Origin of the sequence: Saccharothrix mutabilis subsp. mutabilis, from assembly GCF_039521145.1 — a bacterium.
Classification (GTDB): domain Bacteria; phylum Actinomycetota; class Actinomycetes; order Mycobacteriales; family Pseudonocardiaceae; genus Actinosynnema; species Actinosynnema mutabilis.
In genome coordinates, this window is the sequence record NZ_BAAABU010000005.1 from 280,337 (window position 1) to 292,092 (window position 11,756).

Genomic DNA, 11,756 nt, shown 5'->3' on the forward strand with positions numbered 1-11,756 from the left:
CCCTACATCTCGCGCGCCGGCCGGACACGGCCCGGGACCCTCCGCGAACCCGATTCTCCACCCGCCGGATCGCCGGACCGCGGACCGCGCCGGGCATGTCGCGACTTCCGGCGACCGACCCGCGCGGATGGGTCGATCCGGTGATCGGCGGCGGGGCGATGGGGCGCGGATCTTGTCGGACGGGTAGCGTTCCCCGTGTGGTAGCGCCGGATCCCGTCGACGCCCGTCTCCTGGCCATGCTCGCCGAGATGGGGCGCGCCGCCGTGCACGAGATCGCGGCCCGGCTGGGGATGGACCCCCGGGAAGCCGCGACCAGGCTGATCACCCTGTCCGGCAGCGGCCTGCCCCTGCTCGTCGGCGTCGAGTGCGACCCCAACGGCATCCGCAAGGCCCTGGCCAACAGCGTCGCCTGGGGCAACTACAACGGCCCCGCCGGCGCGACCCGCGGCACCCCCAGCGGCCCCTACCCGCAGCCGCCCGGCACGGTCTCCGGCCCCTACCGCCAGGGCCCGCCCAGCGGCCCGTTCCCCGCCCAGTCCGGCCCGGTCCCGGTGCACTCGGGACCCGTGCCCGTGCCGGAACCCCAGAACACCTGGGGCGTGCCCGGCACGTCCGGCTGGGCCCGCGGCGAGCAGGCCCCCGCGCCCCGGTCCCGCACCGGCAAGGTCGGCAGCACCCTCGAAACCGAGGGCCTGGAAGGCGCGCGCTTCACCATCCAGCTGGTCGAGGTCGTGGACCCGGCGGACTTCCTGTTCACCGCGGCCGGCTACAAGCTCGCCGACGGCGAGCGCGCGGTCGTCGTGCACACCGAGCTGAACAACATCGGCACCGTGCCCTTCAACGCGCTGCCGGACATGTACCTGGTCCTGATGACCAACACCGGCGAGACGGTCGGCAAGGCCCCGGTCTCCCTCTCCTCCCGCCCGCCGCACAAGATCGGCGTCCAGCCCGGCGAGACCGCCGGCGGCCACACGGTCTACATCCTCCCGGAGAACACCCGCGTCACGTCGATCCGCTGGAGCTCCCGCCCGGAGACCGACCTGAACACCCTGGTCTGGGTGGTCGAGGACTAGGCGACCGCCGCCTCCCGGGTGATGCCCGCGTCACCCTTGGTGAGCACCACCCCGACGACCAGCGCCAACGTGGTGGAGCACGCCATCACGGCGATCATCGGCCCGGTGCTCGCGGACCCGCTCACCCCCACCAGCGGGGCCATCAGCCCCGCCACCACGAACCGCGTCACGCCCAGCACCGCCGACGCGCTGCCCGCCGCCTCCGCGTGCCGGGCCATGGCCAGCGTCGCCGCGTTCGGCGTCAGCACCCCCACGCTGGTCGTCACCACGAACAACGGCACCAGGAACGCCACCAGCCCACCGCCGAACAGGCCGGTCGCCACCAGCCCCAGCCCGCCGACCGCGCCCATCGCCAACCCCAGCCGCAGCAGCGCCTTCGGCACCACCCGCCCGGTCAACGCCGTGTTCAGCAGCCCGGCCACGAAGATCGCCACCGCGTTGGCCGCGAACACCAGGCTGAACCCCTGCGGCGACAACCCGAACACGCCCTGGAGCACGAACGACGCCCCGGCCACGTACCCGAACAGCGCACCCAGCGCCAACGCCGAGGCCAGGGCGTACCCGAGGAACGCCCGGTCGGCCAGCAGCGCCCCGAACACCCGCACGGTCGGCCGCCACTGGGTGGGCCGCCGCTTCTCCGGCGGCAGCGTCTCGGGCAGCGCGAAGGCCAGCACCGCGAACAGCACCACCGCGACCAGCGCCAGCACCACGAACGTCCCGCGCCACGTCATAACCCGCAGCAGCTGACCGCCCAGCACCGGGGCCAGCACCGGCCCCAACCCGTTGGTCAGCATGAGCAGCGACATGAACCGCGCCATCGCCAGACCCTCGAACCGGTCCCGCGCGATCGCCAGCGCCACCACGAACCCCGACGCCACGCTGAACCCCTGGACCAGCCGCAACGCCGCCAGCGCGCCCGCCGACGGGGCCGCCGCGCACACCAGGGACACCACCGCGTAGAGCGCGACGCCGAACAGCAGCGGCCGGCGGCGGCCCCACGAGTCCGACAGGGTGCCCACGACCAGTTGGCCGATCGACATGCCGATGATGAACGTCGCCAGCGACCACTGGACCTCCGACTGCCCCGCGCCGAACTCCTCCGCGATGGCGGGGAACGCCGGCAGGTGGGTGTCGATGGACAACGGGCCGAGCAGGCACAACGCGCCCAACAGCAGAACGAGCCTCGTCCTCATGGATCCCCCCGGTTCCACTCGGAGCTACGCAGGAGTGGAGGGACCACGCGCCGCCGAGATGCGCGTGGTCACCCGTTCCGGCGAAGCAACTTGCCGAAGAACGACCGTTTGGGTGCCTCCTCGGCCTTCTCCCGACCGCGGACGCCAGGGCCGTGGGCCTCCCGGCCGCGGACCCCAGGTCCGTGGACACCGGGGCCGTGGACACCGGGGCCGTGGACACCGGGGCCGTGAACGTCGGGGCCGGGCGGGCGGGCGTGCGGCTGGTGGCCGGCGGTCGGGGGCGGTGCGGGAGCCGGTGGGGCTCCCGGCAGGTCGCCGCCGATCACCGCCGGCGCCACGGTGAACCCGTCCGGGTCCTCCGCGCGCGGGAAACCCTGCGGCGGCGTGAGATCCGCATCGCCGTGGTGCGTGGACACCACACGTACCTCCCCCTGGTCGACGTGCCGTTGATCAGAACGTTACGCGAACGCGACCTGGTCGGGGAGGCGGTGATCGGGGGAGGTCAGCCCTCCGCGCGCAGGATCTCCAGCGCTCCGGCGAGGTCCGCCGGGTACTCGCTGGTGAACTCGACCCACTGGCCGTCCGCCGGGTGGTGGAACCCGAGCGTCCGGGCGTGCAGCCACTGCCGGGTCACGCCCAGCCGCTTGGCCAGCACCGGGTCCGCGCCGTAGGTCAGGTCGCCGACGCACGGGTGGCGCAGCGCCGAGAAGTGCACGCGGATCTGGTGGGTGCGCCCGGTCTCCAGGTGCACGTCCAGCAGCGACGCGGCCCGGAACGCCTCCACCACCTCGTAGTGGGTGATGCTGGGCTTGCCGTTGGCCATCACGGCGAACTTGTAGTCGTGCTTGGGGTGCCGGTCGATCGGCGCGTCGATGGTGCCCCGGATCGGGTCGGGGTGGCCCTGCACCAGCGCGTGGTAGAGCTTCTCGACGGTCCGCTCCTTGAACGCCGCCTTGAGCGCCGAGTACGCGTGCTCGCTCTTGGCGACGACCATCACGCCGGTGGTGCCGACGTCGAGCCGGTGCACCACGCCCTGCCGCTCGGCCGCGCCGGACGTGGCGATCCGCACACCGGCCGCCGCCAGGCCGCCGACCACGGTCGGCCCGGTCCAGCCGGGGCTGGGGTGCACGGCCACGCCCACCGGCTTGTCCACCACGATCACGTCGTCGTCCTCGTGCAGGACGATCAAGCCCTCCACGGGCACGGCCTGCACCTGCACCGGCCGCTCCGGCTCGGGCAGGGTGACCTCCAGCCACGCGCCCGCGACCAGCCGGTCGGACTTGCCCGCCGGACGCCCGTCCAGCACGACGTCCCCGGACTCGGTCAGCGCCGCGACGGCGGTCCGGGACAGGCCCAGCAGCTTCGCCAGGCCCGCGTCGACGCGCATCCCGTCCAGCCCGTCGGGGACGGGCAGCGTGCGGTAGCCGCTCATGCCTTCTTCTCCGGCGACGCGGCCGACTTCTTCTCCACGCGGGTCCCGTCGTAGTCGCGTTGCAGGATCGCCATCAGCACGATCACGGCCCCGCCGACGCAGATGGCGGAGTCGGCGACGTTGAACACCGGGAAGAACGCGCCGTAGGGCTCGACCACGGAGACGAAGTCCACGACGTGCCCGCGCAGCGGTCCCGGGCCGCGGAAGATCCGGTCGGCGAGGTTGCCCACCGCGCCGCCCAGCACCAGGCCCAGGCCGATCGCCCAGCCGACGGACCGCAGCTTGCGCGCGATCCACAGGATGAACCCGACCACGCCGCACGCGATCAGCGCGAGGATCACCGTGTAGCCCTCGGCCATGCCGAACGCCGCGCCGGAGTTGCGCAGGAAGGACAGGTAGACCAGCCCGCCGAACAGCTCGACCGGCGGCTGCCCCTCCAACTGCTGCACCGCGATGACCTTGGTCACCAGGTCCAGCGCGAAGACGACGGGGGCGATGGCGGCCAGCAACCACACCCGCTTCGGGGGCAGCGGCTTCTCGACCGGCGTCGCCGCCGCGGGCTCGGCGGGCTCGGCGTTGGACTCGGTGCTCACCGGCCCATTGTCCAGCATCGCCTCAGCGCAGGAACGGCGGGAGCGGACGCCGGTCGTCGGCCGGGGTCCAGCGGCCGTCCACGACCTCGTACTCCCAGCGCGGTCCCTCGACCACCAGCGACCGCAGGGCCGCCACCAGCCGGTCCACGTGCTCGACCGTCGTGCCCAGGCCCAGCGACGCGCGCAGCGCCCGCTGCCCCTCGGCGAGCCGGTGCACGGCGACGTGCGCGCAGAACGCCCCGTCCCGCACGCCGATCCCGTGCTCGGCGGACAGCGCGGCGGCCAGGAAACCGGCGTCCTGCCCGCGCACCACGAAGCTGACGACGCCGACCCGGTCGTGCTCGGGCCCGAACAGCGCCAGCTCGCAGGTCCCCGGCACGGTCGCGAGGCCCGCCCGCAGCCGGGCCAGCAGCTCCCGCTCGTGCGCCGCGGTCTGCTCCCAGTGCCGGCCCAGCACGTCGCAGGCCACGGCCAGGGCGTGCACGCCGACCACGTTGGGCGACCCGGCCTCGTGCCGCTCGGGCACCGCCGTCCAGGCCACGCCCAGCCGGTCGCCGCGGTCGCTGACCCGGGCCGTCGCGCCGCCGCCGACCAGGTACGGCTCGGCCGCCTGCAACCAGTCCGCGCGCCCGACCAGGACGCCCGCGCCGAAGGGCGCGTAGACCTTGTGCCCGGACAGCACGGCGTAGTCGACGTCCAGGGCCCTGAGGTCCACCGGCCGGTGCGGGGCGAGCTGGGCGGCGTCCAGGGCGATGCGGGCGCCGTGCCGCCGGGCCACGGCGGCCAGCTCGGCCACCGGCCACACCTCGCCGGTCACGTTGGACGCACCGGTCACGACGACCAGCCGAGGTCCGACCGGGGCCGCGCGCAGCGCGCGGTCCAGCTCCAGCACGGCCTCGCCCGCGCTGCCCGGCGTCCGCAGCCGCCGCACGTGCGGCCCGCGCCACGGCAGCAGGGCCGCGTGGTGCTCGGTGTCGAACAGGACCACGGCGGTCTTCCGCGGCAGGCTGCGGGCCAGCAGGTTCAGCGCGTCGGTGGTGTTGCGGGTGAACACGACGGTGTCGCCGGTCCGCGCCCCGAGGAACCGACGCACCGAGTCCCGGGCCTGCTCGTAGACCTTCGTGGAGACCTGAGAAGCGAAGCCCGCGCCCCGGTGCACGCTCGCGTACCAGGGCAGCAGCTCGTCCACCGCGTCGCGCACCTGCTCCAGGCAGGGCGCGCTGGCCGCGTGGTCGAGGTTGGCGTACTCCACGCGCTCACCGGTCACCAGCGGCACGCGCAGCGACGCGCCGACGACGCGGGGCAAAGCGGCGATCGATCCGGGGACTGCGACGGTCACGACACCCTCCGGCGGGGTCCAGGCGGACTCCGCTACCGGGAGAGGAGGCCCGCGCTTGCCCGACGCCCTCCGCGCCAGGCCAGGTCCTCATCGGGGGCACCCCACCGCGGTAGGAGGGTTGCCGGCCGGCTAGCCCGAGCTTCGCGCCGGCACTCATGACCTTGGACCCGACGTTAACCCACCGCCGACGACGCGTCGAGCCGCGTTCACATCATGGGAGACCGGTGTCGCCCTTCCACCGCGCGTACCGGCCGGCCCGGTCCACGGCGCGGATGCGCTGCTCGGTGGCGGTGCGGACGGTGTCGGTGCAGACGACCAGGAGCTGGTCGAACTCCTGGAGCCGGGTCGTGGGCAGCGGCGTGAACCCTTCGTCACCCCGCACCACCAGGCTCACCACCGCGCCCGGCGGCAGCCGCAGCTCGCTCAGGTACACGCCGTGCAGCTTGGAGCCGCGCTGGATGCGGACCTGGAGCAGCTCCGCGCCCAGCTCGTCCAGCGCGGACGAGTCGACCTGGACCTCCCGGGCCTCCCCGGACCTCTCCAGCTCCAGCCACCGCGCGAGCCACGGCAGCGTGCTGCCCTGCACCACCGTCAGCAGGACGACCAGCACGAACACCGCGTCCACCAGGTCCTGCGCGCCCGGCACGTTCTGGATCAACGGGATCAGCGCGAACACGATCGGCACCGCGCCGCGCAGCCCCGACCACGAGATGAACACCTGCTCGCGCCACGGCACCCGGAACGGCAGCGCCGCGCACAGCACCGACAGCGGCCGGGCCAGCAGCACCAGCACCCCGCCCGCCACCAGCGCGGGCACCAGCGCCTCCAGCAGCCGGCCGGGCGAGGCGTACAGGCCGAGCAGCACGAACAGCCCGATCTGGGCGATCCAGCCCAGGCCCTCGGCGAAGGACAGAGTGTCCGCGCGGTGCGGCAGGCGGGCGTTGCCCAGCACCAGCGCGGCGGTGTAGACGGCGAGGAACCCCGACGCGTGCGCGAGGTCGCCCGCGGTGTAGGCGAGCAGGCACACCGCGACCGTGGCCAGCGGGTACAGGCCGGTCGCGGGCAGCGCCGCCCGGCGCAGGCCCTCCGCGCCCAGCCAGCCCAGCGCGACGCCGATCGCCGCGCCCGCCACCAGCTCGTAGCCCATGAGCAGCGGGGCGGTCCAGGTGATCGGGTCGGGCGAGGCGAGCAGGACGACCGCGATGTAGACCGGGGCGTCGTTGATGCCCGACTCCAGCTCCAGCGCGCCGGTCAGCCGCTTGCCCACCCCGACGCCGCGCAGCACGCTGAACACCGCCGCCGCGTCGGTCGAGCTGAGCACCGCGCCCCACAGCAGGGCCGTGCGCCAGTCCAGGCCGAGCAGTTCGTGCAGGGCCAGGCCGGTGATCCCGACGCTGACGCCGACGGACACTGTGGACAGTGCGATCCCCAGGCCCAGCGCGGGTTTCACCGCCGTCCAGCGGGTGGTCAGGCCGCCCTCGGTGAGGATCAGCACGAGCGCCGCCGTGCCCAGCGAGCGGGTCAGGTCGGCGTCCTCGAACTGGATGCCGAGCACCGCCTCGCCCAGCAGCACGCCGATGCCCAGGTACAGCAGGAGCGAGGGCAGACCGAGCCGGATCGACACCCGCACCGCGATGACCGAGAGCAGCAGGACCGCGGCGCCGATGCCGAGGAAGGCCGTCACACCACCCACTCGACCTCCCTGTTCACCCGGAGGGGTCATTCTCCCCCGGCGACACCGATCTGGACTAATCGGGCGGGCGCGCAGCGTCACCAGCCGAACGCAGGTATCGCGAACCATGCGGGTGCGTGCATGTTGATGTGCGGGTCCGCCGCCCCGGTTCACACCCCCATCCCTGCGGGAGAAACCGTGAAAGCACTCCTCACCGCGCTGGTCACCGCCGGCGCGCTCGTCGGATCCGGCCTCGCGGACGCCCAGCCCGTCCGCCTCGCGGCGGCCCCGGACATCCCGGTGTCCGCCGTGCGGGCCGACCTCGACCAACTGCAGTCCATCGCCTCGGCCAACGGCGGCAACCGGGCGCACGGCCGTCCGGGCTACCTGGCCTCGGTGAACTGGGTGAAGTCCAAGTTGGACGCCGCCGGCTTCACCACCCGCGTCCAGTCGTTCAGCCGCAACGGCGCGACCGGCTACAACCTGATCGCCGACTGGCCCGGCGGCGACACCGACGACGTGCTGATGCTCGGCGGGCACCTGGACAGCGTGTCGGCCGGTCCGGGGATCAACGACAACGGCACCGGCTCGGCGTCGATCCTGGAGGTCGCGCTGGCGGTGCGCAGCAGCGGGTTCCAGCCGCGCCGGCACCTGCGGTTCGCCTGGTGGGGCGCCGAGGAGCTGGGCCTGGTCGGGTCCACCCACTACGTGAACTCACTGTCCACAACGGACCGTTCGCGGATCAAGACGTACCTGAACTTCGACATGACCGGCTCGCCCAACCCGGGGTACTTCGTCTACAGCGCGTCCGGGCAGCCGTCCGGTTCGCTGCGGGTGCAGCAGGTGTTGCAGCAGTACTTCAGCTCGATCGGCGTGCAGTCGGAGCTGACCTCGGTGGGCGGCCGGTCCGACCACGCGGCGTTCGCGCGGGCGGGCATCCCGGTGGGCGGCACGTTCACCGGCGCGGAGGGCATCAAGACCTCGGCGCAGGCGCAAAAGTGGGGCGGCCAGGCGGGCGTCGCCTACGACCGCTGCTACCACCGCTCGTGCGACACGACGGCGAACGTCAACGCCACGGCCCTGGACCGCAACGCCGACGCGATCGCCTCGGCGCTCTGGACGCTAGCCGGCTAGCAGGCGGTCCAGCACGTCCCGGGCGTCGGCCGGGGCGGGGTCGAGTTCCACGACCTTGTCCCGGCCGCGCTCGCCGTGCACCAGGTGGACGTCCTGGCGGCGGACGCCGAACGCGGCGGCCAGGGCGCGCCGGACCGCGTCGTTGGCCTTGCCCTCGACGGCCGGCGCGGCGACGGCCACGACCAGCGCCCGGTCGTCCCACCGGCCGCCCACGGCGGCGCGCTTGGCGCCCGGCTTGACCCGGACGGCGAACCGGAACGCCTCAGCCACGGCCGGTCACCGCCGCGATGGTGTCCTCCAGCAGCGCCCGGCCGCCGGTGACCACGTGCGGGGTGGCGATCAGCAGCTGGGCCTGGCCCAGGTAGATCGAGTAGGCGAGGACGGCCCGGTGGTGCGCGGTGTCGGCGGGGAAGCCCAGGGCGGCGAACAGCTCTTCCAGGTAGGCGATCCGGCGTTCGGTGACCCGGGCCAGCACGGGCGCCACGGCCGGGTCGTCCTTGGCGGCGAGCATGGCCAGTTCGATCGTGCTGGACTCCGGGTCCTCCAGCACGTAGGCGAACAGCGTGCGCAGCTTGTCCAGCGGGGTGTCGCGCGCCTCGACCAGCGCGATCACGGCCTCGGTGTGCTCGGCCTCCCAGCGTTCCAGGGTGGCTTTGAGCAGCGCCTCCCGGTTCGGGAAGTGCCAGTACGCGCTGCCCTTGGTGGCCCCGATCCGCGCGGCCAGCGGCTCCACCGCCACCGCCGCCACGCCGCCCTCGGCGAGGGCTTGGAGGGCCACCGCGGTCCAGTCGTCCTTGGTCCGGCGCTTCTTCACACCGCCGTACGCTACCGTACGGTCCTGTTCCATACGGGACCGTACGGAGGTTGTGGTGGTCGAGAACGTGCACGTCCGGATGCTGCCGCCGAAGGGCGACTGGGTGGAGCGGGCGGTGGCCGCGTGGCCGGCGGAGGACTGGCCGCCCCTGGTGCTGGACCGCCCGCTGGGCGTCGGCGCGGACGGCGGCCACGGCTTCGTCCGCTACCGCTGCACCGCCTACGAGCCGGGCCGGCGGGTCGAGTTCACGTTCGACCCGAGGATCGGCCTGGTGGGCACCCACGCGTTCGAGGTCGTGCCCGGCGGGGTGCGGCACGTGATCCGCGGTCACCTGACCGGGTGGATGCGCCTGTGGTGGCCCCTGGCCGTCCGCTGGCTGCACGACGCTCTGATCGAAGACCTGCTGGACAACCTCAGCACCGAGGCCGGCGTGGCGTTCCGGAGGTCGCGCTACTCGTGGTGGGTCCGGGTGCTGCGGGCGGTGGCGCGCCGGTTCGGCTGAACCCGGGGCATCCACAACCCGCCCCGGCGTCCGTCCTCTGGTTACCGGGCGCTGACCAGAGGGAGGGTTCGTGACACCGGGCGACTCCGATGACCACGCGGCTTCCTTCAGCGACTTCTACCACCGCGAGCGCACCAGGCTGTTCCGGTTCGCCGCCGTCATGTCCCCGCACCTGGACCACGAGTCCGCCGTGCAGGAGGCGTTCGTCAGCGCCTGGCGCAACTGGCCCTCGATCAGCCCGCCCGCGCGGCGGTCGTGGCTGGTCAAGACCACCCGCAACCTCCTGGTCGACCAGTCCCGCCGGCTGGAACGGCCCAGCGAGGTGACCGACGAGGTGATCGCCCGGTCCCACCTGCTGGTCCAACGGCACCGGGAGGCCGAGACGTGGCACGAGCTCAACGCCACCCTCGCCGCGATCGCCCGACTGCCCGACCAGCTGCGCACGGCCCTGGTCCTGCGGTTCTGGGACTTCGCCGACGAGGAGATCGCGGACGTGCTGGGATGCCGGAGGGACTCGGTGCGGCGGTACGTGTCGGAGGCACGCGCCCGGGTCAGCGCGGTGGTCGGCAACGTCGAGCGCAGGGCCCGCGGCCCGAGGCGCGGAAAGGGGACCGAATGACCGAGGACGACCCCGACCGGACCGCCGACCTGGACCCGCGCCTGGACGACCTGCGCGCGGAACTGTCCGAGTCCATCCCCGACGACCCGGCCGAGGACGACCTGGGCGTGGCGGCGATCATGGCCCAGGCCACGCCCAAGCAGTCCACCCCCGAACGCCACGCCGCCCTCCTCACCGCGGCGAGGAACGGCGACCGGGGCGCCCTGGACACCCTGATCACCGAGCTGACCCCGCTGGTCTGGCACGTGGCCAGGGGCAACGGCCTGGACCAGCCCACGGCGGAGGACGTGGTCCAAACGGTCTGGCTGAGCCTCCTGCGCCACCTCGACCGCATCGCCCAACCCAGGGCCCTGGCGGGCTGGCTGATCGTCACCACGAGACGCGAGTCCCAACGCGCGTGGCGAGAACTCAACGGCCGCCCGGCCCTCTCCTCCGACTCCGCCCTGGACGTGGCCGACACCAGGTGGCTCCCGGAAACGGAGGCCCTGCGAGACGACCGCGACCGCCGCCTGTGGCGAGCGTTCTCGGAACTGCCGAGGCGCTGCCAGGAAATCCTGCGCCTGACGGTGTTGGCGGGCCGGGCGGAGTACAAGGCGGTAGCCGAAGCCCTGTCGATGCCGAGGGGCAGCATCGGCCCGACAAGGGGCCGATGCCTGGGGACGCTGCGCAACCTGCTGGACCGGGAGGGAGGTGTCTGACATGGACGACGAGACGACATGGCTGGAAGAACTGGTGGACTGCATCGACCCGCCTCCACCCCACCTGGTGGAGTCGGTCCGCTTGCTGATCACCATCTCCAGAGCCCTGACTTGACCGCGCGCAGCGCCCCCCGCTTCTGGGGCGCGCAGCGCCCTGCTTTTGGGCTTTTCCGTCCTCCCCGTATGGCCTGCCCGAAGGGCTACCACGCTTTTGGTCGGGTGCAGCCGAAAATTTTGTGAGGGACGAGCAAAATTTTTAGCGGCACCCGACCAAAAGTGTGGTTGGCTCCGCCAGGCCATACGGGGAGGACGGAAAAGCCCCCTCTTTTTCTTTCCTCCCCGGAGGCCTGCCCGCCGGCGAGGCTCTTTTACGCTTTGAACTGAACGCTGACGCTCTCAAGCCCACGCTTCGCGGGTCCTCACGCAACGCGCTCCGCTGTCTTGACCTCGAACGCGCTTCGCGCTTGGGAGCGCTTCGCGCGTTGAAGGACGCGCTGACGCGCTCTCAAGATCAAAAGCTAAAAGCGGCTGGGGAGGCCGCCAGTGGGGGGAAGGGCCTGCGTGTTCCCCACCGCATGACCTGGCGGAGCCGACCACAGATTTCCCCGGGTGCCGCTAAAACTTTTGCTCGTTCCTCGCAAAACTTTCGGCGTCACCCGGGGAAATCTGTGGTAGCCCTTCGGGCAG

Annotated in this window: 12 protein-coding genes and 1 riboswitch; of the genes, 5 read left to right on the forward strand and 7 right to left on the reverse strand. The window is 72.9% G+C overall.

All coding sequences use genetic code 11. From position 1 onward, the window contains the following. The first annotated feature begins 197 nt into the window (after window positions 1–197). A complete protein-coding gene (locus tag ABD126_RS15305; RefSeq protein WP_343934480.1) occupies window positions 198–1,073 on the forward strand; it encodes an AsnC family protein in 876 nt (291 codons plus the stop codon). Here ABD126_RS15305 and ABD126_RS15310 read toward each other — a convergent pair. From ABD126_RS15310 to ABD126_RS15330, 5 genes are all read right to left on the reverse strand, one after another. Continuing rightward, the gene (locus ABD126_RS15310) at window positions 1,070–2,266 is read right to left on the reverse strand and encodes a multidrug effflux MFS transporter (protein ID WP_343934481.1); all 1,197 of its coding nucleotides are present in this window, start codon (window positions 2,264–2,266) and stop codon (window positions 1,070–1,072) included. The two genes, ABD126_RS15305 and ABD126_RS15310, sit on opposite strands and share 4 nt — an antisense overlap. A 502-nt stretch (window positions 2,267–2,768) precedes the next feature. Next, window positions 2,769–3,698 carry an RluA family pseudouridine synthase gene (locus ABD126_RS15315; RefSeq protein WP_343934482.1) on the reverse strand — a complete coding sequence of 310 codons (930 nt, stop codon included), beginning with the start codon at window positions 3,696–3,698 and terminating at the stop codon, window positions 2,769–2,771. Next, a complete protein-coding gene (gene lspA, locus ABD126_RS15320; protein ID WP_425542815.1) occupies window positions 3,695–4,309 on the reverse strand; it encodes a signal peptidase II in 615 nt (204 codons plus the stop codon). The genes ABD126_RS15315 and lspA overlap by 4 nt, the downstream gene beginning before the upstream one ends. Before the next feature lie 4 nt (window positions 4,310–4,313). After that, on the reverse strand, window positions 4,314–5,630 hold the full coding sequence (locus ABD126_RS15325; RefSeq protein ID WP_343934484.1) for an aminotransferase class V-fold PLP-dependent enzyme: 1,317 nt from the start codon (window positions 5,628–5,630) through the stop codon (window positions 4,314–4,316). 46 nt (window positions 5,631–5,676) lie between these two features. Then, a riboswitch (SAM riboswitch) is annotated at window positions 5,677–5,791 on the reverse strand. Window positions 5,792–5,841: 50 nt separating this feature from the next. Next, a complete protein-coding gene (locus ABD126_RS15330; RefSeq protein ID WP_425542827.1) occupies window positions 5,842–7,314 on the reverse strand; it encodes a potassium/proton antiporter in 1,473 nt (490 codons plus the stop codon). Window positions 7,315–7,500: 186 nt separating this feature from the next. On the opposite strand from ABD126_RS15330, the gene ABD126_RS15335 reads away from it, so the two are divergent. Further along, entirely contained in the window at window positions 7,501–8,436 is a 936-nt protein-coding gene (locus ABD126_RS15335) for a M28 family metallopeptidase (RefSeq protein ID WP_343934486.1), read from the forward strand. Here the strand turns inward: ABD126_RS15335 and ABD126_RS15340 are convergent. Then, window positions 8,425–8,706 (reverse strand): DUF167 domain-containing protein, encoded by a 282-nt coding sequence (locus tag ABD126_RS15340; protein ID WP_343934487.1) that lies wholly within the window; start codon window positions 8,704–8,706, stop codon window positions 8,425–8,427. The two genes, ABD126_RS15335 and ABD126_RS15340, sit on opposite strands and share 12 nt — an antisense overlap. Next, complete coding sequence (locus tag ABD126_RS15345) at window positions 8,699–9,250, reverse strand: TetR/AcrR family transcriptional regulator (RefSeq protein WP_343934488.1); 552 nt, start codon at window positions 9,248–9,250, stop codon at window positions 8,699–8,701. Before ABD126_RS15345 ends, ABD126_RS15340 begins: the two co-directional genes overlap by 8 nt. A gap of 55 nt (window positions 9,251–9,305) precedes the next feature. Here ABD126_RS15345 and ABD126_RS15350 point away from each other — a divergent pair, with 55 nt between their 5' ends. The 3 genes from ABD126_RS15350 to ABD126_RS15360 all read left to right on the forward strand — a co-directional run bounded on the left by ABD126_RS15350 (window position 9,306) and on the right by ABD126_RS15360 (window position 11,069). Continuing rightward, window positions 9,306–9,752: an SRPBCC family protein gene (locus ABD126_RS15350; protein ID WP_343934489.1), complete on the forward strand. Its 447-nt coding sequence runs from the start codon at window positions 9,306–9,308 to the stop codon at window positions 9,750–9,752. Between the two features lie 70 nt (window positions 9,753–9,822). Beyond that, on the forward strand, window positions 9,823–10,371 hold the full coding sequence (locus ABD126_RS15355; protein ID WP_343934490.1) for an RNA polymerase sigma factor: 549 nt from the start codon (window positions 9,823–9,825) through the stop codon (window positions 10,369–10,371). A gap of 119 nt (window positions 10,372–10,490) precedes the next feature. Beyond that, window positions 10,491–11,069 carry an RNA polymerase sigma factor gene (locus tag ABD126_RS15360; RefSeq protein WP_343934642.1) on the forward strand — a complete coding sequence of 193 codons (579 nt, stop codon included), beginning with the start codon at window positions 10,491–10,493 and terminating at the stop codon, window positions 11,067–11,069. Window positions 11,070–11,756: the final 687 nt, after the last annotated feature.